At 67.8% G+C, this 22,170-nt stretch carries 24 protein-coding genes; 9 read left to right on the top strand and 15 right to left on the bottom strand.

The window, feature by feature from the left end; all coding sequences use genetic code 11:
• Positions 1-4: 4 nt before the first annotated feature.
• Positions 5-205, bottom strand: coding sequence for a hypothetical protein (locus R2707_03460; GenBank protein MEZ5244128.1), 201 nt, complete (start codon positions 203-205; stop codon positions 5-7).
• Positions 202-1,251 (bottom strand): NAD(P)-dependent alcohol dehydrogenase, encoded by a 1,050-nt coding sequence (locus R2707_03465; GenBank protein ID MEZ5244129.1) that lies wholly within the window; start codon positions 1,249-1,251, stop codon positions 202-204. The genes R2707_03460 and R2707_03465 overlap by 4 nt, the downstream gene beginning before the upstream one ends.
• A 155-nt stretch (positions 1,252-1,406) precedes the next feature.
• Between R2707_03465 and R2707_03470 the strand changes: the two genes are divergently transcribed.
• Positions 1,407-2,015, top strand: a complete 609-nt coding sequence (locus R2707_03470; GenBank protein ID MEZ5244130.1) for a TetR/AcrR family transcriptional regulator — start codon at positions 1,407-1,409, stop codon at positions 2,013-2,015.
• Positions 2,016-2,112: 97 nt separating this feature from the next.
• Here the strand turns inward: R2707_03470 and R2707_03475 are convergent, their stop codons facing one another.
• Positions 2,113-3,123, bottom strand: a complete 1,011-nt coding sequence (locus R2707_03475; protein ID MEZ5244131.1) for an NAD(P)-dependent alcohol dehydrogenase — start codon at positions 3,121-3,123, stop codon at positions 2,113-2,115.
• A gap of 147 nt (positions 3,124-3,270) precedes the next feature.
• Here R2707_03475 and R2707_03480 point away from each other — a divergent pair, with 147 nt between their 5' ends.
• The 4 genes from R2707_03480 to R2707_03495 all read left to right on the top strand — a co-directional run bounded on the left by R2707_03480 (position 3,271) and on the right by R2707_03495 (position 7,730).
• Positions 3,271-4,176, top strand: coding sequence for an AraC family transcriptional regulator (locus R2707_03480; protein ID MEZ5244132.1), 906 nt, complete (start codon positions 3,271-3,273; stop codon positions 4,174-4,176).
• A 96-nt stretch (positions 4,177-4,272) separates the two neighbouring features.
• Positions 4,273-5,025, top strand: a complete 753-nt coding sequence (locus R2707_03485; GenBank protein ID MEZ5244133.1) for an SDR family oxidoreductase — start codon at positions 4,273-4,275, stop codon at positions 5,023-5,025.
• 359 nt (positions 5,026-5,384) lie between these two features.
• On the top strand, positions 5,385-6,413 hold the full coding sequence (locus R2707_03490) for a YbhN family protein (protein ID MEZ5244134.1): 1,029 nt from the start codon (positions 5,385-5,387) through the stop codon (positions 6,411-6,413).
• A 156-nt stretch (positions 6,414-6,569) separates the two neighbouring features.
• Positions 6,570-7,730, top strand: a complete 1,161-nt coding sequence (locus tag R2707_03495; protein MEZ5244135.1) for a hemolysin family protein — start codon at positions 6,570-6,572, stop codon at positions 7,728-7,730.
• A gap of 71 nt (positions 7,731-7,801) precedes the next feature.
• On the opposite strand, the gene R2707_03500 is transcribed toward R2707_03495, so the two are convergent.
• The 5 genes from R2707_03500 to R2707_03520 form a co-directional block, all read right to left on the bottom strand.
• A complete protein-coding gene (locus R2707_03500) occupies positions 7,802-8,206 on the bottom strand; it encodes a hypothetical protein (protein MEZ5244136.1) in 405 nt (134 codons plus the stop codon).
• Between the two features lie 10 nt (positions 8,207-8,216).
• Positions 8,217-10,040, bottom strand: coding sequence for a molybdopterin-dependent oxidoreductase (locus R2707_03505; protein MEZ5244137.1), 1,824 nt, complete (start codon positions 10,038-10,040; stop codon positions 8,217-8,219).
• A 205-nt stretch (positions 10,041-10,245) separates the two neighbouring features.
• Positions 10,246-10,566: a hypothetical protein gene (locus R2707_03510; protein ID MEZ5244138.1), complete on the bottom strand. Its 321-nt coding sequence runs from the start codon at positions 10,564-10,566 to the stop codon at positions 10,246-10,248.
• A gap of 69 nt (positions 10,567-10,635) precedes the next feature.
• The gene (locus tag R2707_03515) at positions 10,636-11,550 is read right to left on the bottom strand and encodes a 50S ribosomal protein L11 methyltransferase (protein MEZ5244139.1); all 915 of its coding nucleotides are present in this window, start codon (positions 11,548-11,550) and stop codon (positions 10,636-10,638) included.
• Positions 11,551-11,588: 38 nt separating this feature from the next.
• A complete protein-coding gene (locus R2707_03520) occupies positions 11,589-12,422 on the bottom strand; it encodes an enoyl-CoA hydratase/isomerase family protein (protein MEZ5244140.1) in 834 nt (277 codons plus the stop codon).
• An 88-nt stretch (positions 12,423-12,510) separates the two neighbouring features.
• Here R2707_03520 and R2707_03525 point away from each other — a divergent pair, with 88 nt between their 5' ends.
• Positions 12,511-12,978 carry a PPOX class F420-dependent oxidoreductase gene (locus tag R2707_03525; GenBank protein MEZ5244141.1) on the top strand — a complete coding sequence of 156 codons (468 nt, stop codon included), beginning with the start codon at positions 12,511-12,513 and terminating at the stop codon, positions 12,976-12,978.
• Positions 12,979-13,023: 45 nt separating this feature from the next.
• Here R2707_03525 and R2707_03530 read toward each other — a convergent pair whose 3' ends face one another.
• The 5 genes from R2707_03530 to R2707_03550 form a co-directional block, all read right to left on the bottom strand.
• Positions 13,024-14,187 (bottom strand): TIR domain-containing protein, encoded by a 1,164-nt coding sequence (locus R2707_03530; protein MEZ5244142.1) that lies wholly within the window; start codon positions 14,185-14,187, stop codon positions 13,024-13,026.
• Between the two features lie 131 nt (positions 14,188-14,318).
• Complete coding sequence (locus tag R2707_03535) at positions 14,319-15,068, bottom strand: sigma-70 family RNA polymerase sigma factor (GenBank protein MEZ5244143.1); 750 nt, start codon at positions 15,066-15,068, stop codon at positions 14,319-14,321.
• Positions 15,069-15,132: 64 nt separating this feature from the next.
• Positions 15,133-15,348, bottom strand: a complete 216-nt coding sequence (locus tag R2707_03540; protein ID MEZ5244144.1) for a DUF2892 domain-containing protein — start codon at positions 15,346-15,348, stop codon at positions 15,133-15,135.
• Between the two features lie 159 nt (positions 15,349-15,507).
• Positions 15,508-16,620 (bottom strand): hypothetical protein, encoded by a 1,113-nt coding sequence (locus tag R2707_03545; GenBank protein ID MEZ5244145.1) that lies wholly within the window; start codon positions 16,618-16,620, stop codon positions 15,508-15,510.
• Positions 16,621-16,675: 55 nt separating this feature from the next.
• Positions 16,676-17,113, bottom strand: coding sequence for a Fur family transcriptional regulator (locus R2707_03550; GenBank protein ID MEZ5244146.1), 438 nt, complete (start codon positions 17,111-17,113; stop codon positions 16,676-16,678).
• 131 nt (positions 17,114-17,244) lie between these two features.
• Between R2707_03550 and R2707_03555 the strand changes: the two genes are divergently transcribed.
• Together R2707_03555 and R2707_03560 are read left to right on the top strand one after the other, a co-directional pair.
• A complete protein-coding gene (locus R2707_03555; protein ID MEZ5244147.1) occupies positions 17,245-18,390 on the top strand; it encodes a hypothetical protein in 1,146 nt (381 codons plus the stop codon).
• Positions 18,391-18,432: 42 nt separating this feature from the next.
• Positions 18,433-18,687 (top strand): dodecin family protein, encoded by a 255-nt coding sequence (locus R2707_03560; protein ID MEZ5244148.1) that lies wholly within the window; start codon positions 18,433-18,435, stop codon positions 18,685-18,687.
• A gap of 23 nt (positions 18,688-18,710) precedes the next feature.
• Here R2707_03560 and R2707_03565 read toward each other — a convergent pair whose 3' ends face one another.
• Together R2707_03565 and R2707_03570 are read right to left on the bottom strand one after the other, a co-directional pair.
• A complete protein-coding gene (locus tag R2707_03565) occupies positions 18,711-20,306 on the bottom strand; it encodes an amino acid permease (GenBank protein MEZ5244149.1) in 1,596 nt (531 codons plus the stop codon).
• A 25-nt stretch (positions 20,307-20,331) separates the two neighbouring features.
• A complete protein-coding gene (locus tag R2707_03570) occupies positions 20,332-21,069 on the bottom strand; it encodes a metal ABC transporter ATP-binding protein (GenBank protein MEZ5244150.1) in 738 nt (245 codons plus the stop codon).
• Between the two features lie 110 nt (positions 21,070-21,179).
• On the opposite strand from R2707_03570, the gene R2707_03575 reads away from it, so the two are divergent.
• Positions 21,180-22,157: a metal ABC transporter substrate-binding protein gene (locus R2707_03575; GenBank protein MEZ5244151.1), complete on the top strand. Its 978-nt coding sequence runs from the start codon at positions 21,180-21,182 to the stop codon at positions 22,155-22,157.
• Positions 22,158-22,170 lie beyond the last annotated feature (13 nt).

Consider the following 22,170-nt stretch of genomic DNA (forward strand, 5'->3'; position numbering starts at 1 on the left):
AGGCTCACGGGTCATCTCGGGATCGGTGCCGATGCAGCGAAAGGGGGCCGAGTGCAGTGGCAATCCACATCGCGAGGGGCCACGCGATCTGGCCGGTGTCGATCATGACGGCGGCCCAGATGATCGAGGCGGCGACGAACCCGACCGTGTGGCGATGGCGACGGAAGACCCGGTCCGCGGCGAGCCGGTAGGTGCCGGCGGTCATTGCCGGACCGTGATGACGGCCTTGCCGGTGAGCTCGCCGGCTGCCATGGCGGCGATCGCGGCCGGGACCTGGGCAAGGTCGAAGCGCCGACCGATGGTGGGGGTGATGGTGCCATCGGCGAGGTGGGCCGCGAGGGATTCGATGAACTCGAGTGATTCAGTGCTGATGAAGAACGCGAGACGTTGCTTGACGAAGGGGGAGAGGAGGGCGGCGCGGAGCTGGCGGCCGATGCCACCGGTGAACCGATCACCACCCTCGCCACCGACGATGACGAGGGTGCCGGTGGGGGTGAGGGCGCGGCGGAGTCGGGACAGGGGGTTGCGGCCGCCGATGTCGATGATGAGGTCGTAGCGCTCGTCCCCCTCGTCGATGTGTTGGGTCGTGTAGTCGATGACCCGGTCGGCGCCGAGGGATCGGACGGTGTCGAGCTTGGCGCCGCTGGCGACGCCGGTGACGGTGGCGCCGAGCGCCTTGGCCAGCTGAACCGTGAACGAGCCGACACCGCCGGAGGCACCGATCACGAGCACGTGCTGGCCCGATTCGAGCCGGCCGACCTTCGTCAGGGCCTGGAGTGCGGTGATCCCAGAGATCGTGGAGACGGCGGCTTGTTCGAAGCTGACCGAGTCGGGCTTGTGGGCCAGCTTGGCCTCCTTCGCGACGGCGAACTCGGCAAAGGTGCCGCGGCCGATACCGAACACCGCGTCTCCGACGACGAAGCGGCTGACTTCGTCGCCGACCTCGACGACGCGGCCGGCGACGTCCATGCCGAGCACCGGGTTCTCCGGTTTGGTGAAGCCGAAGCCCATGATCCGCATCAGGTAGGGCGTGCCGGTCATGAGATGCCAGACGCCGCGGTCGAGACCGGCGGCTTCGACTTGGATGAGAACCTCGTCTGCGCCGATGCCGGGCCGCTCCATGTTCGCCACGTGCAGCACCTCGGCGGAGCCGTACGTGCGTTGGGTGACGGCGCGCATCGTCGTGGGAGTGGTGGCGGACGACGGTGTGGCGGCCGGACTGCCTGGTGTGTGCTCGGTCGAGCGGTGCATGTCATTCTCCGTGTTCGTACTTAGTACTGGTATGTTGCGTACCCTAGTCGTACTTAGTACTGTTGGCAACCGGAACCCCGAATGGAGGAGCAATGGCAGCGTCCAGCACGCAGGAGCGGCCTCAATCGAAGCGGCCAAGGCTGAGTGCTGACCGCGTGCTCGACGGCGCGGTCGCGCTCGCCGACGAGATCGGGGTCGACGCGTTCACGATCCGCAAACTCGCCGATGCACTCGACACCAAGCCGATGACGATCTATCACCACCTCGACAGCAAGGACGCGATCGTCGACGGCATGGTCGATCGCGTCTTCGCCGAGATCGAACGGCCGCCGGCCGAACTGGGTTGGAAGGACGCGATGCGCCATCGCTGCGTGTCGGCCCGGGAAGTGCTGAGTCGGCACTGGTGGGCTGCGCCGCTGATGGAGTCCCGGACCAACCCCGGGCCCGAAACACTCGGCCACCACGACGCCGTGCTCGGCTGCCTACGGCGCGGCGGACTGTCGCTGGAGATGACCGCGCACGCCTACGCCTTGCTCGACAGCTACGTCTACGGGTTCGCCCTCCAGGAGGCGAACCTCCCTGCGACCGGCGGCGCCGAGATGGCCGACCTCGCCGGCGACATCATCGAGCCGCTCTCCGCCGAGACCTACCCCCACCTCACCGAGTTCACCACCGGCCATGTCCTCCAGCCCGGCTACGACTTCCGCGCCGAGTTCGACTTCGGGCTCGACCTCATCCTCGATGCACTCGAACGGATGACCTGACACCGCTCGACGGGCGCCGGTCACAGGATGAGGGCCGCGACGACGGCGAACCCCATCGGGGGTGGACTCGGCGGCGTGGCCGGCGTGGGTCGGTTGCCTAGTGCTCGAGGACGACTCGGTATCGGGCTTTGCCGTCCCTCAGATGGTCGACGGCTTCGTTGATTCGGTCGAAGGAGAAGGTCTCGGTCACGGGTCGGATGCCGTGACGACCGGCGAAGTCGAGCATCTTGGCGATGTCGGAGGGGCGGCCGGCCGGCGAGCTGCCGACCGAGCGCTGGGTCATCATCAACGACTGCATCGGGAAGGTGAGCGGTTCGGGCACGGCTCCGAGGACGTGAAGTCGGCCGCGACGCCTGAGTGTTGCGAGGAGTGCATCCCAGTCCAACGGGACGTTGACGGTGGAGATGAGGAGGTCGAGGGAGTCGGCGGCGCCGGCGATGGCCTCGGGGTCACGGGAATTCAGGACGTGGTGGGCGCCGAGTTCGTGCGCCTCCTCCAACTTGGCTTCGGTTGATGTGAACGCCGTGACCTCACAGCCCCACGCCCGGGCGAACTTGACGGCGAGGTGCCCGAGGCCGCCGATGCCGATGACGCCGACTCTGGCAGTAGGGGAGATGCCGAGCTGTGAGAAGGGGGTGAAGACGGTGATGCCCCCGCACATGAGCGGTCCCGCGGTTGCCGGATCGACTGTGTCGGGGAGCTTGAACGCCGCTGCGGCATCGGCGCGGACGACGTCGGCATAGCCGCCCGCACGGCCGATGAAGGTGCTCTGGGCAGTGGCGCACATGTTGTGGTCGCCCGTCATGCACTGGTCACATGACATGCAATAGCTGGAGTGCCAGCCGATCCCCACGACGTCGCCGGGCGAGAGATGCGTCACGTGTTCGCCGACGGCGCGAACCGTACCGACGATCTCATGGCCGGGGATCATCGGGTAGGGCGAGAAACCCCAGTCGTTGTCGATCATGCTGACGTCGCTGTAGCAGATACCGCAGTTCATGACGTCGACGTCGACTTCGACGGCGCCGAGCTCGCCGAGCTCGAACTCGACGGGTTCGAGTCGTCCTCCGGGTTCCTGAACGGCGTAGGCGTGCACAGTGGTCGTCATCGAAAGTTCCTCTCGGCGTGGCGGGAGACCCATCGTGCTCGTCGGGCCACACCGCCAGATGCCGAATCCTGCGGAACACCTGCCCAATCCTCCGATGCTTTGGCGGATCCGGGCAGTCCCGGCGCATCCCGCACCTATGCTCGGGAAATGACCGATGCGACTCGACCGATGATCGACCTCATCTCTCGGGTGCGCCGATTCGCAGACCTGGCGGTCGAAGTGGGAGGAGTCGTTCCGACCGGCGTCGAGGGTCTCGTCGTCACCCAGAGCAGGGCTCCGACCCGACTCGACGGGACCGTCTACGACCCGGTCGTCTGCCTGATCCTCCAAGGGGCCAAAGAACTCGTCCTCACCGAACGTCGGGTCAGCTGCCGACAAGGCCAGTCGGTCATCGTCAGCCACGACACCCCGGTCGCATCGCGGATCACCGACGCGTCGCACGACGCCCCCTACCTGGCACTGATCCTGCGCATCGATCCCACTGTCCTCCGCAGCCTGATCGACGACCTCGGCGACCCCGACACCGACGAACCGAGTTCGGCCTCGATCCAGGTCGGCGAATCCGACGCCGACCTCATCGATGCGATGTCCCGACTCTTCGCCCTTCGGGGTCGCGCCCGCGATTCGGCAACGCTCGCCCCGCTCATCAGCCGCGAGATCCACTACCGGTTGTTGGAAGCCGAACACGGAGCGTCCCTTCGTCGACTCGTGCGCCGCAACGGTCAGTCCGCCCGGATCTCGACCGCCATCGCCACGATCCGCAACGATCTGGCCCAGCCGCTGTCGGTCACCGAATTGGCTCGGCAGGCGAACATGAGTGCATCGACGTTTCATCACCACTTCAAGGCGATCACCGAGACGACACCACTCCAGTACCAGAAACAGCTCCGGTTGCTCGAAGCCCGGCGGCTCTTGTCCGAGGGGGAGCAGTCCGTCGCCGATGCTGCCCATGCGGTCGGCTACCGCAGCGCCACACAATTCAGCCGCGAGTACGCACGCACGTTCGGCGCGCCGCCACGAGACACCGCGAGACTCATCTCATCCCAGGCCTGAGCGGCGACGGTCGCCACTGCGTCGTCCCGACTGGCGGCGACGTGCCACACCACATTCGCCTTCATGGGCCGGACCGCCGCTGGGTAGGGTCGTGGCGTGAAGGGACTCGCAGGGCGCAGCATCGTGGTGACCGGAGGAGCCTCAGGCATCGGTTTGGCAACGGTCCGATTTCTCCAGGACGAAGGTGCGGCCGTGGCGATCATCGATCGCGACGCAGAGGGGGCCGAGGCCGTGGGCGTGCCCTGGGTCGAGGCCGACTTGGCCGACGCCGACGGCTGGCGCGCGGCGGTCCTCGATGCGGCCGGTGAGCTCGGCGGCATCGACGGCTTGGTGAACAATGCGGTGTCGGTCGTCGGGGGCCCCGCCTCCCTTTCCGAACAGAACCTCGACGACTTCTCGGCGACCCTGGCCAGGAACAGCACCAGTGTGCTGGCTGCCACCCAGGCAGCGGCCCAACTGATGCTCGGGCCCGGCGCCATCGTCAACATCGCGTCCCTTCAGGGAACGAACGCCTCGCCCGGTCTCTATCAGTACGGCGCAGCCAAGGCAGCCGTGATCCATCTCACCAAGTCCTTGGCCCTCGAGCTCGCCCCACGCCACATTCGGGTGAACGCCGTGGCGCCGGCCATGACACTGACCCCGGCGGTCATGCGCGGGGTGAGCAGCGAGCGCCGGGCCGCGAGCATCGCGGCCATCCCGCTCGGCTACGCGGGCGAGCCCGAAGACATCGCCGGCACGGTCGGCTTTCTGCTCAGCGACCTGGCCCGGTTCATCACGGGCCAGCTGCTGATCGCCGATGGGGGCCTCGGTCTCACGACAGCCCGTCCTCATCGAGGCGAGTTGCCGTAGAACTGGTCGCGCACCAGCGCGGTCGAGCGACGTTGAGCAGTGGGTCCAGATCTCGAGCCGCCACGTGGCCTCCCGCGGTTTCAGAGGTTCGTCGCGGTGTTGGGTCGAGTCGACCAGACGCCGGACACGGTTGGAACTCGGAGGATCTGACCAAGATCGAGCGGCGAGTCCGGGCCGACGTCGAACCGGGGACACATCAGAGTTCCACGAGCCTCGCGGAGGCTCAGAAGCGCACCCGAACCGATGTAGGATTTGGCGGTGCAGGGTCCCCATTCGACTGGCCGCCGGACCCAGCTGCAGGCGATCGCGGATCGTGAGCGGGCGTCTGGCCGCATCGTGCGAATGGACCGACATACTCCATGACCAATCGGCGCAGTGTATGGCGAGCTGCCAAGGTGTTGACGTTCCTAGGCGCGACCTACTGGCTGGCGCTGCCCCAAGTGGGCCGCGCGTGGAGTGGCGTGCGCTTGATGAACGATCGGGGCCTGTTCCTTCCCATTCTCGGTGGTCTTTTCGCTCTCGGGGCAGTCTGGGCGTACGCGCAGGTCACCCGGATGCTCTTCGAGAAGGACGAGAGGCCCGGCCCCTGGTTGACGCTGGGAATCGTCGTCGCCGGCCTGGGCGTCAACCGGCTGGTGCCGGCCGGCACCGCGGCGGGCAGCATCGTGGCGTTTCGGCTCTATCGCAGGTTCGGCGTCGGGCGGCAACGTACCGGATTCGTCATGGCAGCCCAAGGGCTGGGGTCGAATCTGCTGCTCGTCTTTCTCGTTGCCGTCGCGATGGTCATCGCGTTGCCGGTGCACGGAATCGCGCCGGGCTACGTCACCGCGGCCGTTGTGGGCTCCGGTCTGCTCGGGTCGGTGATTCTGGTGACTGATGGCGTCTGGCACGATCGCCAATGGCTGCACCGGCTGGTTCGCCGCGTCGGCCGGGGGCTGGAGCACTTCTGGTCAGGGCTCGGTCCCAACCGGCTCGACGAGCTCCTGAACTCGATCCGGCTCCAGGCCGGGCAACTGGCCGCGAGGCCGAGCGATGCCCGGTCGGCTCTCGCGTGGGGTACGGCAAACTGGTTGCTCGATGCCGCTTCGCTCTGGGTGTTCCTGTCGATCGCCGGGACAGACGTTGCGCCGCAGACGGCCGTGGTGGTCTTCGGTCTGGCGAACCTGGCCGGCTTGTTGCCGATGACACCCGGCGGGCTCGGAGTCGTGGACCTGACGATGACCGCCGCGCTCGCGGGTCTCGGCGCCCCTGCGGAGGCCGCAGTGATCGGTGTGGCCGGTTATCGGCTGAGTCACTACTGGTTGCCGATCCCTGCTGCGGCGTGCGCCTACCTGCTGGTGCGGCGACACCTGGCCCGACGCGTGCGAACAAGCCCGTGCCTCGCATGACCTCAGCAAGCCGATCCGTCGAGCGGGATGCCGTGCCGGAGACGCCCGAGGCGTGAGTGACGGGATGGGGAACGCGGTGCCCCCGGTGTCGATCGATCGGTCGGGCCGGTCGCAGCGATCGCCCCGAGCGCTCCTTCACACCGTTATCTTCCTTGCATGCTCGATCTTCTCGCCGTCGCTGCCAACCCAGGCGATGGTGGGGGATCGGGATCGCTCACCTTGCTGGTCGTCTACGTCGTCCTCGCCATCGGCGTCTCGTTCCTGTGCTCGATCATGGAGGCCGTGCTGCTCAGCGTCTCGCCCGCCTACATCGGCGCGCTCGAGGCGACGAAGCCGGCGGTGGCCGGACGACTCCGGGAGCTCAAGAACGACGTGGACCGGCCCCTGGCCGCGATTCTCACCCTGAACACCGTTGCCCACACGATCGGGGCCGCGGGCGCCGGCGCAGAGGCGGCCGGCTACTTCGGGAGCGGTGCGATCGGCGTCTTCTCGGCGCTCCTGACATTGGGCATCCTGGTGCTCAGCGAGATCATTCCGAAGACGTTGGGCGCGGTCTACTGGCGGGGCCTCGCTCCGATCGTGGCTCGCATGCTGAAGCCGCTCATCTATCTGCTGTATCCCCTCGTCGTGATGTCGCAGTGGTTCGCCAAGCTCCTCACCCGCGGTGAGCGCGAGGGCGATGTCAGCCGCGAAGAGCTTGCCGCCCTGGCCGACATCGGTGCCGAAGAAGGCGTGCTGGGCGACGGCGAGGTTCGTCTCTTCAAGAGCCTGCTTCGTTTCGAGAGTCTCAAGGTGTCCGATGTCATGACCCCGCGCACCGTGGTCGTCGCGTTCCCGGAGACGGCAACCGTCCAAGAACTGGTGGAAGCGAAGCGACCGTTCTCCCGGTACCCGGTCTATGCCGAGAACCGCGACGAGATCACCGGCTACGTCCTGCTGAGCGATGCGTTGGCAGAGGTCGCCGACGACGTCCACGGCACCCCGCTGCTCACGCTGCGGCGCGACCTCGTCGCGGTGCCGGCCGGGCGCTCGCTCCTGGCCGTCTTCGAAGACCTGGTGGAGGAACGAGTGCACATCGCCCTGGTGCTGGACGACTACGGCGGCACGGCAGGGATCGTCACCATGGAGGATGTGATCGAGACATTGATCGGTCTCGAGATCACCGATGAGACCGATCGGGACGAGGACATGCAGGTTCTCGCCAGGGAGCGCTGGCAGGCCCGCGCCGAGCGACTCGGCTTGCTCGACGACACCGAACGGGATGCCACCATCCGGTGGGGACTCACCGGCGGCGAACCGCCTCATCGCCACACCTGATCGCGAGACGATCCACTCGTCCTGCATGATCGCCCACGACCATGATCGCCCACGACGTCGCGCCGGGCCGGTCAGTAGCGTTCGATGACCCCGGTGTCGTAGGCCCGCTCGATGATCTCCAGACCGAGGAGCGAGAAGGCGAAGTAGACGATCGCGCCGCCGACGAGCGCCCACCCCCAGGTGAAGCCGAAGACGACCGCGACCACGCCGAACACACCGAACACCGGGGCGGCTAGGCCGCCGAACCCGAGGCTGATCTTCACGAACGACGTCGTGACCGGCGACCGTCGCCAGAGCCCCAACGACCACGCCAGCGTCGACAGGACCGACAGGCCGACGGCGAGCCAACTCATCGTGCCGACCCAGCGGTTGACGAGGCCGAACGAGGCGCTACCGAGCAGCATCAGGATCGCCAGCACGTTGAGATCGCCGGCTGCCGCGTCTCGCCGCTGCTCGTCGCTCAGATCCCCGACCACGATCGGCAACCTACCCATCGGGTGCGATGCCGGAAACCGTCACCGAGAACCCCGACGTGTGGGGCATGCCGGTGAGCGGATCGACGTCGTGGCTGGCGCTCGTGAGGCGACCGACCGGCGAGGCGGCACGGCCATGGGGGAGCGAGACGACTCCCTCGACGATGGCGTCGTCGATCCGCACCGTTGCGGCAACTCTGCCGTGTCGGCTCTTCACCTCGACCCGGTCGCCATCGGCCAGTGATGCGGTGAGGGCGTCGGCTGGACTCATCAGCAGCTCGGGCGGGGCCTCCGACTCGCCGAAGCGAACGGAGTTGCTCCACTCCATCTCTCGGCGCGGGACCAGTAGCAGGCCCGAGGACGACTCCGACCGGGCCGCCAGCCGTTCGATCAACTCGGGCGGAGCGATCCGCCACCTCCCGCCGGGCAACATGGTGGCCTTGACCCACCCGAAGTCGACGTCGACATCGGTGCCATGCGCACCGTTCGCCCACACCGCGGCTGGATCGAGCGGGCCTCGGGCCAACATCGAGGAGAGGAAGCTCGTCTCGGTCACGGCATCGGGATCGCTCCCGCCGAGGAGATCGACTCCACATCGTTGCCCGAGCGAAGCCATGATCCACCACGTCGGGCGACGATGGCCGACGGGAGGCACCACAGCGGCGGTCGCCTGGATCCCGGAGCGAAGCGACACGTTCTCGGCCAACGACAGGTCGGCTCGCTCGAGCTGACCGGTCGCGGGCAACACGTGTGTCGCCATATCGACGAGCTCGCTGTCGGCCACGTCGACGACGGCGAGCACCTGCAGCGTGGCGAGTGCGTCTCGCAGCCGATCGGGTTCGGGAAAGGCGTGCAGCGGATTGCCGCCCGTGACGACGAGGGCACGAACCTCCCCGGCCTCGATCTCGTCGGCCAGGGCCACCGCCGGCATCTGGCCGGCGACCCTCCGGAGTTCGGGTCGCGACCGCGGACCCGGGCCGGGCGCCCCGCCCTTCCGCGGCCGCAGGAGATTCACCGCTCCCCGGTTGAACCGCATCCCGTCCGACCGGTCGAGCGAGCCGGAGAGAATCAGCAGGACCCAGCGAAGCCACTCCACGAGCACGCCGTCGCGAGCCATGGTCGTCCCGGTCCCGCAGAACGCCGCGACACGGCCGTGATGCTGCCGGATGTCGTCGAGGAGTTCCACGAGGTCGCCTTCCTCGATCCCCGCGGCGGCCGCTGCCCGCTCGAAGGAGAAGGGCTCCAGTGCGCGCCGCAGGGCGAGAACCTCAGCCGGGTCACAGTGCTGCGTCAGCTCCGCCTCGTCGGCTCCCGACTCGAGCAGGGCCCCGCACAGGGCAGCCAGGATCTGCACGTCCGCCCCCGGCCGCACGCTGAGGTGGCGATCGGCGAGGGCGGCGGTTTCCGTCGTCCGCGGGTCGATCACCCACAATCGGCCGCCCCCTCGTCGATGGTCTCGGAGGTAGCGGACCGGATCGGGAAGCGTGGTGCCGTAGCCGTGGGAGACCACCGGGTTGCAGCCCACCACGAGCAGCAGACCATGACGATCGGGCTGCCAGACGGGGTTGAGCATCGGGTGTCCGGCGACGAGCTCGGCCGCCACGAGTACGGGAGCGTTGTCGACGGTCGCGGCGGAGTAGAAGGCGCTGCTCCCCAGCCCACCGAGCCACATCCCTGCGGCGACCTGGCCGGCGGAGTCGTAGGCCAGCCCGGTGGCGAGATAGAGCGCCACGGCGTCGGGTCCCTCTGCCTCGACGACCGAGGAGATACCGGTACCCAGGTCGTCGAGGATCTCGTCCCACTCGACGTCGACCCCCCGCAGCCGTGGGTTGTTCAACCGACCACCGGCGTGGTGCCACCTCGGCAGTGCCCGGCCCTTGGTGCAGGTGTACCCGCGCGAAACCGGATGGTCTCGGTCGCCGCGCACCCGCACGACAGTCTCCCCATCCGTGGTCACCACGATGCCGCACGCGGCCGCACAGATTCGGCAGAAGGTCTGGTGGTCGATCTCGCTCGAGGGCCGGTCCACCGACAGGTCGCCCTCAGTAGCGGTCGTTCGACTTCTTCTTCGGTGGAGCCTTGAACGGCGCCTCGATCAGCGATTCGAAGCGCGCATCGTCGGGCTGCCTCGGCTCGTTGAGCCGACGAAGATAATCCTTGAGCGCGGAGCGGGCCCCGGCCACGTGGTCGCCCTTCATCCCGACCGACCGGTTCAGGGCATCCTTCGCCTTCTCGACGCGCTCCTTGCGGGTGGCCTTCTCCTCGTCCGACCGGGTGACCGTCGTGCGGTTGTTCTTGGCCTCCTCAGCCGCCTTCCGGCGAGCCTCCGACTCCTGCAGTGGGGTGAGCTTCTTTGCGGCCACGACGGCTGATCTCCTGACAAGGGTGAACGGCAGAGCTTATCGGTTCACCGCGGGCGACCAGGAAGGTGCTCACGAGATGCGATCCACCTGCCAGATCCAGTCGCGGCCGTCGGCCGAGACCTCGAGCTCCCAACGCATCTCGTCGCCGGCAACGACCGCGATCGGCTCCGCCAGCGGCAAGAAGCCCTGGGACCAGCTCGAGTCGGTCCGCGGGGGCGAGTTGTCGACGGTGACCCCTGCGCACAGGAGCGCGTCGAACCAGCACGCCAGCCCGTGGAGCGTGCCATCCCGATCGATCCGCAGGGTCCCGGCCGAGACGGTCGTGGCATCGAGTGCCGTCATCAGGTCGATGTCGGCGGCCAGTTCCGGCTGACCGAGGAGGTGCGTCGGTGTGATGTCGGCGAACCAGAGGGTTCGAGCCGCCCGGCGATGCGCGGCGCCGTAGTCATACGGAAGATCCGGAGCCAGCCAGTCCGAGACCAGTGCGTGGTCGTCGAACGACTCGGCCGCGGCGACCCACAGGCGCAGCCGCTGGGGCAACATCGCCGCGCCGGGACGGAGCAACCGCTGCCGCGCATCGGACGTCCAGGCGATGATCCCCTCGTCGAGCCCGGCATTGCCGATGGTCTCGGTGATCAACACGTCGGCCGGTTCGGGGAGGCCGAGATCGACCGACCATCCGCCGAGGAACTCGATGCGGTCGGCGAACCCGTTGTCGGTGGCCAGCTCGCGGGCGGCAGCGATGACCGGGCCGCCCTCGATCGCATAGACCCGACTCGCGCCTGCTTCGCAGGCCATGAACGACAGCACCCCGGTCCCGCACCCGATGTCGACCACCACGTCGCCGGGCCGCACCGACGCCTGAATGGCCCGCCGGTAGGAATCCATGCGGGCGGCATCGAGCAACATGCTCAGGTGGTAGTCGAGCACCTGAGAGTGGGAGCCGTCACGCTGCCACACGGGGCTTCCGGGCAGGTGGAGCATGGCCCCGAACCTAGTGCTGTGATCTGCGCCAGTCGCGATCAGCGGCGCGGGCGGTCGGCCACACCGTCGGGCGAGCTGCGCTCCCCGCGCCGGAAACCTTCGACGCCGTGGAACACCTCACCCTCGCGCCCGTGCTCGAGGCAGTACCGGATCTCGACCTCGAGGCCGTCGGCGAGGGGGAGTTCCTCGGCGAGCCGCGCCAGCTCCTTCATCCGCCGCATCGCCGGCCAGTTGCGCCCGGCGAGCTCCCGAGCCAGGTCACCGACCACCGCGAGAAGATCGTCGTCGTCGGTCACCCGGCTCACCAGGCCCATCGCGAGCGCGTCGTCGCCCGTCAGCCATCGCCCGCTGAACAGAAGATCCCGCGCCTGCGGGCGGGGGAGCCAACGGGGCACGCGTTGGCTGCTGCCTCCACCCGGAACGAAGCCGCGCTGGGCGTGCTGGTCGCCGATCATCGCCGAGCGGGCGGCGACGATGATGTCGCAACCGGACATGAGCTCGAAGCCTCCGGCCAGGGCGACCCCGTGCACCGCCGCGATCACTGGTTGGGGCAACTGTTCGAAGCCGACGATGACATCTCGCAGTGCATGCAGGAAACCGCGATAGGCGAGTGGGTCACGGGCAATGGCCTCGATGTGGGCGAGATCCGCCCCAGCGCAGAATGCCCGACCCGAACCGGAGAACACGACGGCTCGCGCCTGCTCGGCATCGTCCATGAGCCGCAGCTGCTCGGCCCGGATCGTCCGCAACATGTCGGTGTCGACGGCATTGAGCCGCTCCGGCCGGGCGAGCGTGATCCAGCACACACCGTCGCGGTACTCGATCTCGACACCCGTGTCGGCCCCTGCTTCGTCGTCGGTTCCCGCGGTCATGTCGGTCTCGTCTCCGTCGTCGGCTCGTGCGGCACAACTATGTCGCAGGCACCGGTCGAGTGCGGACCCGTGGTGGTAGACCGATGTCATGGGGGAGAACCGGAGAGGGCTGATCCGCATGACGGCGGCCGAGATCGACGAGTACCTGTCGGCACCACGCACGGTCACCATGGCCACGATCGGATCCGACGGGCTGATCCACCAGGTGGCCATGTTCTATGCATGGATCGACGGCGAGATGTGGATCGAAACGAAGACCAAGTCACAGAAGGTGCAGAACCTGCGGCGCGACGCCCGCATGTCCATGCACGTCGAGGACGGCTCGGACTACCACGAACTGCGCGGTGTGAACCTCCAGGGGAGGGGCGAGATCGTCGAGGACGCAGACCAGTTGCGCCGGGTCGGGGTGAACCTCATCGATCGCTACCACGGCGGCTACGACGAGTCTCGCGAGCCGTTCCTCGAGAGCATCATCAACAATCGCGTCGCGGTGCGCATACTCCCGTCGAGGACCACATCGTGGGACCACCGCAAGCTGCCGGCCGACGTGCGCTGACCGGAGCGTGTCGGGCTCGGGATTCTGATCGACCCGTCGCGGCCGTCAGTTGCCCGAGCCCAGCATCGACCCGGTCGTCGCGATCGGCGCGCCTTGGCCGTCTCGGACGAAGCCGTAGCAGATGACCGTCCGTCTCCCGTCTCGCCAGCTCTCGGCATCGGGCCAGAAGCCCGCCACGTAGTAGGCGGAGAAGTTGTAGGGGATGCCGACGGCCTCGTCGAAGCGGGCAACACAGCCGGCGAGCAGTTCCTCGTCCGCCGGCAGCGTCGCCGTGAACGAGTTCCAGATCGCGTAGACCTCGTTCGCATGAAGACCGGCGCAGTCGAGCGGCTCGACGGTGGCGACCAGCGTGCTCTCGACCGGTCCGAAGCAGTCGCCGACTTCGAGGCTGAAGACGTCGACGCCCGTCGGGTCGGTGGCGGTTCCATCGGGAACCGAGACGGACAAGGGCTCGGATGCGGGTGGATCGCCACCGCCATCGTCGCCGGAAAAGGCCACCGCCAGCCCGATGATCGCGAGCACGACGACGACCGCGCCCGCAGCCAGGAGCCGCCGATCCGGACCGGGGCGACCCGGTTCGCCGGTTTCGGCCGGTTCGACAGCTTCGGCCGGTTCGACAGGCTCGACCGGTTCGACCGGGGTCTCCGCAGACATCACCGCCGCAGGCACGGGGGGCGCTGCCGGCACGGAGGCTTCGGGCTCGACCACCGCGGCCGGTGGCTCGTCCGCCGCACCCGTCGGTTCAGCAGCGACGACGCCACGGATCAGCTCGGCGAGATACGACGCGTCCGCCGCGAAACGGCGGACCGACACTTCAGCGGCGTGGAGATAGGCAAGCTCGCGGATCGACTCCGGAAGGTCACCCGGCCCCGGCATCGCCGCTCCCTCGACCAGCACCGGGATGGTCGTGGCCGACGACGCGAGAGCGGATTCGACCTCCATACGGTGAAGGTCGGCCTCGTCGGTGAGGCGGAGATTGCCCTCGTCGTCGGTGACATCGAGCCAGCGCGGGCCGATCATCACGAGCGTGACATCACACTGCGCGAGCGTGTGGGAGATGACCTCGCGAAAGTCCTGTCCGGGCCGGATCGAGTCGATATCGAGGAACAGCGGGATCTCGTCGCCGAGTAGTTCATGGAGACGGTCGGCAATTCGGCCGGTTGACCCCTGGGAGTCGTCGCGTCGGTAGCTGATGAACACGCCGCCCATGGCGGCAATGTTGCCAGACCCGACGCGGGAACGCCCAGTGGCTCAGGCCGACGATTCCTGACGAGTCGGCGTCAGACTGCCTGACCGAGCGTCTCGTGCATCGGGATTGCACAGGGCTCGGGTTGCCCCGATCAGGGATCGATGATGCTGCGGATCCGTTGGGTGAGCTCCGGGTCGATCACCGAGTCGGGATCCCGCAGCCGGCCGAGTTCGGCGTGGACACCCACGAGCGCGGCGTAGAGCGGCGGGCAGGTGGGACAGCTCTCGAGGTGCGTCTCGACGACGGTTGCGGTCGACGCGTCGAGGTCGCCGTTGAGGTAATCGCTGACGTGTTGACGAGCGTCCCAGCAGCGCATCGGGACCCCTTTCGTGGCGACACGGCGCTCGTGACCGCTTGCGAGCGCCGTGACGGTGGCCATACGGCCCCGGCGGAGGCGTTGCTTGGCGGCGGGCAACGAGATCTCGTGGATGGTTGCGATGTCGGCGACGCGAAGGCCCTCGATGTCGTGCAGCACGACCGCGGATCGATAGATGAAGGGCAGCCGCACGAGGGCATCGAGCAGCTCGTCTCTGGTGGTGGCCCGTTCGACGATCGCTTCGGCATCGACGCTGTAGGAGTCGTCGCGCCAGTTCTCCTCGACGTCGTCGACGGCGATCTCATGATGCGCTCGGCGGGCGCGGTCGACGATCAGGTTGTGCGCGATACGGATGAGCCAATGGCCCAGCGGCGCCTCTCGTCGGTACTGATCGGCGCGCTCGAGCGCGCGCACCACGGTGTCCTGGACGATGTCGGCGGCGAGATCGGGATCCCGGGTCACGCCCAGCGCATACCGCTGCAGCATCTCGAGCTGGTCGGCGAGGTCGTCTGCTTCGAGGTCCATCGTCACAGTCAACGCCCTGATCGAACCCTTGATCGCCCGACCGCGCCGACCGTTGCGGCGAGGGTCAGTGGGCGCCGGCGTCGGTGCGGGACTTGTCGGTGCGCACGCCGAGCAGCGAGTACAGCGGGCACCAGCCCGACAGACCCGTCAGCAAAGGCACAAGGGCGACGACGCCGACGATCGTGCCGCCGGTTCCGCCCATCACGCCGAACCCGACGATCAGCAACACGACTCCGACGACAATGCGAGCGATGCGATCCCAGCCTGCTTCGTTCCTCATGACGTTTCACCTTTCGGAAGGGGTCCTCCGATACGGGACCCGACACCGAGAAGACGGTCGAGGACGGCTGAGGGATACAAGAAATCGCGAAGCGGCCGAGTATTGCGCGAACACGCGTGCTGTTGCTCGCCGGTCCGTCCACCCTCCGGGTCTCGAACGTCATCGCATCGTGGCCAGGCTCCGGAAGCACCCCGAGAACGCCGCCACGACCACCGCGACCGACGATCCGGCAAGCACCGCCAGACCCATGGTCCGCGCATCGCCGGCGGCGGCTGTGTCCGTTGCCGAGACGATCATCGCGATCGCGGCGGCAAGCCACCCGAGCGCGGCGATCCGCAGCGAGACCCGTTCGACATGGGTCAGGTCGGGATCGTCGGCCACTGCGGTCGACGGGGCGCCGTCGTCACGCATCAGCGTCTCGATCCAACGAACCGGCGAGGTCACGGCAAGCACCACGATCGGTGCCCAGAACAGCACGACGGCGGCGAGGGCGACACTTCCCGTGACCGTCATGCCTTGGCCGGCGGCGAGGCCCGCGATGATCGCGTCGCCGGCATACACGGCCAGAGCGGTCGTCAACAGCGCCAGGAGCGCCTTCACGTAGCGCAGGACGAGTCCCCGCAGCCGCAGCACATGGCGGACCATGCCGTGTTCGACCTTCGCGACCTCTTCGAGCAGGGGGCGACTCGTCGACGCCGCCAGCGCGAACAGCCCCCGGGCCCGGGTGACGTCGTCATGACCCGAGTCGAGACCGGTGTAGACCTGCAGCTGCCGATCGACTCGCCGCCGCGACCGGTCGTTGGTCGGCACCAGCAGCTCGACGATCCGGGGATCGGTTCGACTCGCCGCGAGCTGCTCGCTCGCCGCGTCACCCAGTTCATCGGACGGGAGCCGGAGTGAGGTCAGCGTGAACCGGGGGGTGAAGACGTCGCGGCCGTCGCCGCCCAGGTGGTTCGCGTGGAAGTAGAAGCGGGTGAGGTCGGCGAACAGCAGCCACAGCGCGACCATCGGAACCGCGAGCATCGCGACGACCGCCACGACCAGCGCGAGGTCGGCGACGCCGATCCCGTCGATCAACAACGACCGCAGGACCCCGGACACCGAATCCCGGGCAACCACCGGCAACACCACCAGCAGCCCGGCCCCTGACAGCATTCCCACTGCGATGCGATGAAAGGTCGACAGTCGTACCTCGCAACGAGCCACGAAGGCGCGAGCCGCCGCGCGCTCGTCCGCCGTCAGGATCGGACCATCTTCGCGGGATTCGTTCATGGGCCAAGTATCACCACCCTGCGACACCACTCGGAGGATGGCTCGATGCTGGCGCTCAGTTGCAGGCCGCGCAGGTGCCGACGAGATCGAGGCGGTGGGTGTCGGCATCGAACCCGGCCCGACGGGCGGCCCGCTGGAGCGCCTTGTCGAGGGTGGTTTCCGTGCGGGGGTCGAGGGAGAAGTCGGCGACGTCGCCACAGCGAGAACAGATCAGGTGATGGTGGTGCTCGGTGAGGTGCTCGGCGAGTTCGTAGCGGCTGAAGTCGTCGCTCGTGACGATGCGTGTCACGGCACCCACCTCTTCGAGGATGGTGAGATTCCGGTAGACGGTCGACTGCGGGAGGCTCTCGTCGGCGGCGACGATCTGGGCGATGGTCATGGGTCCGCCGCCGGCCTCGAGCGCAGCGATGAGACGTCGTCGACCGCTCGTGTAGCGCTGGTCGGCCCGCCGAAGAAGGTCGGCGACCTCGTCGTCGATTTCATTGGCGGCCATCGGTTGTCACGGTAGCCGGAAACGAGAACCGCCGAGAACCGCTTCCGACGGCGCACCGTGATGCAAACCGGAGGTTTCAGGCGGATGGCTGCGGGGAACAACGCAGCCGACGACCCACCGGAGGTGCAGACGTGCTCGACATCATTGCCACTGAGGATGTTCGGAATCTGGTGGAGGTCGCGTCGCCGACGTGCCTTTCGTTCTACCTCTCGACCCACGCCTCGGGCCCCGGCGTCGCCGAGGGGCCGATTCGACTCAAGAACCTGATCGCTGAAGCCGGCCACGAACTCGACCGCCTCGGAGTGCGGTCCAACGACGCGGCCGAACTCCTCGGACCCGTCGATGCCCTGCTGGATGACGACGACCTGTGGGCCCACGCCGAATCCGGCCTCGCCGTGTTCCGCGACGAGCACGGGTTGCGGCGATTCCGACTCCCCGGCCCGGTCGAGAAGGCGGTCCTGGTCTCGGATCGGTTCTGGATCGCACCGCTCCTGCCGTTCGTCGCGCCGGGCGTCGACTTCTTCGTGCTGGCGCTCAGCGACAACGAGGTTCGGGTGCTGCGGTGTGACCGGTACGGCGCCGACGAGCTCGCCTTGGACGACATCCCGGCCAGTTCGGCCGAGGCACTCCGCTTCGACGACCGCGAACCACAGCTGCAATCCCACAGCGCCCGGCGCGGAGGTCACGGTCGCACATCGGCGGCGTTCCACGGTCATGATGTGAACGACCTCGACGATGTCGACAAGACCCGCTTCCTGCGACTGGTCGATCACGGCCTCCGCGAGGTGCTGGGGGACCGCTCGGAACCGCTGGTGCTCGCCGGTGTGGAAGACGTCGTGACCAGGTTTCGCAGCCTGAGCGACCAGCGCAACATCGCCGACGCGTCGATTCTCGGGAATCCGGAGCATCTCTCGCCGAAGGAACTCCATGAACGCGCTCTGCCACTGGTGGCATCGCTCGTGAACGCCGAACGTGCGCCCACCCACCATGCGGTCGGGTCGCCGGCGACAACGATCACGGACTCCATCGCCGCTGCGATCGCCGCCGCGACGACTGGGCGTGTGGAACGGCTGTTCATCCTCGCCGGCCGACGGATGTGGGGCTCAGTAGGTGCAGGCGACCAGCAGGTCGAACACCACGCCGATCGCCGCCCCGGCGATGTCGACCTGCTCGACGTCGCCGCTCGGGAGACCCTCGGCAACGGCGGAGACGTCGTTGCGCTGGACGCCGAAGACATGCCCACCGACGGGCCTTTCGCCGCCATCCTGCGGTACTGACCGGATCGGCCGCCGGCTCCCCGACGGCCCATTCGCTGGGCCATGAACGCACAAGTGATCACCAACATGAAGGAGGCCAACATGGCCGACGCAACCTATGCAGTGACCGAGATCGTGGGAACATCGCCCGATGGGGTCGACACCGCGATCAAGAACGGTTTGAAGAAGGCAGCCGAGTCGCTCCGGCATCTCGACTGGTTCGAGGTCATCGACATTCGCGGCCGACTGGGCACCGATGACGGAACAGTGCAGCACTTCCAGGTCACGCTCAAGGTGGGGTTCCGCTACGACGACTGAGCGAGGCGGCCTGCCGGCGGCGATCAGCCCTCGTTGCGAGCCTCGGCTTCCATCGCTGCGAGCCGCGTGTAGTAGTCGGGGATCTCGTTGAGGTGCGCGAGCGCGATCTTGCCGGTGGTGACGAGGTCATCGTTGGTGATGTTGGTGTCGGGATCACCGGCGCCGTGTTGCAACTCGACCCGCATGCCCCGGTGGAACTGGTCCAGGTCGTACTCGACGGCGGCGAAGTCGATTCGGAGGACGTCGGCGACGTCGGCCGCTTCCGCACGCGTGATGTCGGTTCTGGGCCTCATGGGATCTCCCTGCGGCCGTTCGGCCGGCGTGTTGGCGGGTCGGAGGTGGCGTTGGACGGCATAGACGGCGACGCCGCTGGTTGCGACGGCAGTGCCGAGGAGCACCGCCGTCGGTTCGAGCGAGGGAACGAGAACCGCAATCGTCGCCAGCGCCAGCACCGGGGCGACGGGGACCTTCCCGACCGTCCCCCGGATGGCGAAGGGTCGCCGACGCTTCGGCTGCCAGAACCGCAACAAGATGACGGTCACGTTGACGGCGACGAACACGAGATAGACGGAGAAGTCCCTGACGCTGGCGACCAACGACAGATCGCCGAGGCTCACGAACCCGGCCGCGACGACCGCCGACAACAGGACGGCCACCCAGGGCGCTCTCCGGCCGCTGGTTCGAGCGAGGACCGGCGCAAGCGCACCGGTGTCGGCCATGCCGTATTGAAGCCGGGACGACGCAGTGATCGCGAGCAGCGTGGTGTTCGTCGTCGCCAGCATCGCCACCACTGCGACGACGTCGGCACTGCGAGACCCGATGGCCGCTCCCATCACATCGGCCAGCGGTTGTTCCGATGCCGCCAGCGCGGTCGGCCCCAGGACGCTGATCCCGGCAATCGCCACCGCCACATAGAGGGCAGTGGAGATGCCGAGCGCAGCCAGGAGGGCGCGGGGTACGGTTCGAGCAGGGGCTGTCGTCTCCTCGGCCAGGGTGATCACCTCGTCGAACCCGACGAAGGCGAAGAACACCAGGGCCGCCGCGGAGACGACGCCGGCCGTCGACACCCCGCCGGTGAGACTCTCATCGCCGATGTGCGGCACTCCGATGGCCACGATGGACAGCAGACCGGCGACCTGCACCGTGCTCAACGCCACCGTGAGCCGGGCCGACTGCTCGATCCCGGCCAGAGCGATCACCGTCACCACTCCCAGGAGCAGCCACGCCCCCAGACGCTGGGGGACGTCGAAGAAGTACCGCAGGTAGCTGGCGAAACCCAGCGAGACCGCAGCGGCCGCGATCACCAGACCCAGGATCATGACCCAGCCGACGACGAAGGCCGCCCACTCCGGGGCGACGCGTCGGGTGTACTCGTACTCGGCACCGGCACTGGGATACATCGACGCCAACTCCGCGTAGCTCAATGCCGTCAGCGCGCTCAGAACCCCGGCGACCAGGAACGCGATCCAGACCCCCGAGCCGGCTTCGGCGGTCGCCGCGCCGAGCAACACGTAGATCCCGGCCCCGATGATGATGCCGACACCGCTGGCGGTGACCTGCCCGAAGCCGAGTGTGCGGGCCAGACCCGGCGGCGGAGTCCCTGGTTCGAGTGTCGCCATCGCGGCCGAGGCTAGCCCTGAGGGCTCAGTGCCGGTGGTGGGGGTCGTCGAGCACCAGGTCGTCTCCGACGCGGATGAAGTGTCCCCGGAAGGCGCGGCGCAAGTGTTCCGCGGTGAGCACCATCTGCGGCGGACCGGCTGCGATCGCAACCGTGTCGAGCAGGAGCACCTGGTCACACCGCCGAGCATCGTCGAAGTCGTGGGTGGTCATCACGACGGTCCGCCCTCCGGCGACCTCCTGGTCGACGACCTCGAGGATGATCGAACGTGAAACGATGTCGAGACCGTTGACCGGTTCGTCGAGCAGGAGAACGTCGGCGTCCTGGGCCAGACCCTGCGCCACCAGCACGCGCTGGCGTTGACCGCCCGAGAGATCGTGGAGTTGACGTCCGGCGAGATCGGCGATCTCCATCCTGACCAGAGCTCCTCGGACCGCATCGCGGTCGAGAGGGCGAAAGCGGCGGAACAGGCCGAGGGCGGCGTAGCGCGCCAGCGACACCGCTTCGTGCACCGTGATGGGCAGGCTCTCGTCGACGGCGGTCGACTGGAGAACCAGCGCCGGACCAGCCCCAGCGACGAACGTCGACCCGGACGATGGTTCGATCGTTCCGGCGAGCGCGCCGAGCAACGTGGACTTGCCGGATCCGTTGGGCCCGATCACGGCAAGCGACGATCCAGCGGGCACTTCCAGGTCGACGCCGGACAGCGCAACCGAGTCGCCGAAGCGAACCTCGAGGTCCTCGGTGGTGATGGCCGTCGTCACCCCCTCAGCCTACGCTAGGGATGAGAATCATTCCTATTCGGGGTTGTCCTGCCGGCGGGCGCCCCATAGGGTCGTCGAATGATAGTGATTCTCAATATGGACGGCTGCAGATGACTCTCTCGACGACCAGACTCCTCGCCTCGTCGGTAGTCGGTCTGGCGCTCGTGCTCGCCGGGTGCGGCGACGACGAGGGGGCTGCGGACACCGACGGCCGTGATCGGCCCACGGTGGTCGTCACGACGAACATCCTCGGCGATGTCGTCGAGAACCTCGTGGGCGACGCGATCGACGTGGTCACGATCATGCCGATCGGGTCGGATCCCCACGACTTCCAGGCGTCGGCGCAGCAGGTCGCCCAGATGGGCGGAGCCGCGGCGCTCATCGTCAACGGGGCGGGCTTCGAGGAGGGCCTCCTCGACGTCATCGAGTCAGCCGAGGCAGACGGTGTCCCCGTCTTCGAAGCGATGTCGGCCATCGAGGCGATCGAACACAGCGACGACGCCCATGCCGACGACGAAGACACCGACGACGAGCACGGCCACGACCATGACGGCATCGATCCCCACTTCTTCACCGACCCGGCTCGCATGGCTCGTGTCGCAGAAGGGATCGTGGGCTTCCTGCGCACCACCATCGAGGGCATCGACGCCACGACCCTGAACGCCGATGCCGCGGCCTACATCGCGGAGCTCGAGGCCCTCGACGACGAGGTCGAGACGCTGCTCGCGCAGATCTCCGCCGAGCGACGGGTCATGGTGACCAATCACGAGGTCTTCGGCTACTTCGCCGAACGCTACGGCTTCGTCATCGTCGGCGCCGTCGTGCCGTCGGGCAGCACCATCGACGGTACGAGCGCCCGAGACCTGGCCGAACTGGCCGAGGTGATCGAGCAGGAAGGTGTGACGGCGATCTTCGCCGACACGTCCTCGTCCGACGAACTCGCCCGCACACTCGCTGCGGAGGTGGGCGACGTCGACGTGATCGCGTTGTACTCCGAATCTCTCGGGGCCGACGGCTCCGACGGCGCGAACTATGTCGCGATGGTGCGCAGCAACGCCCAACGCATCGCCGATGCCCTCACACGCTGACGACGGGCCGAGA

This window comes from Acidimicrobiales bacterium, assembly GCA_041394245.1.
In the GTDB taxonomy this organism is placed as follows: domain Bacteria; phylum Actinomycetota; class Acidimicrobiia; order Acidimicrobiales; family Aldehydirespiratoraceae; genus JAJRXC01.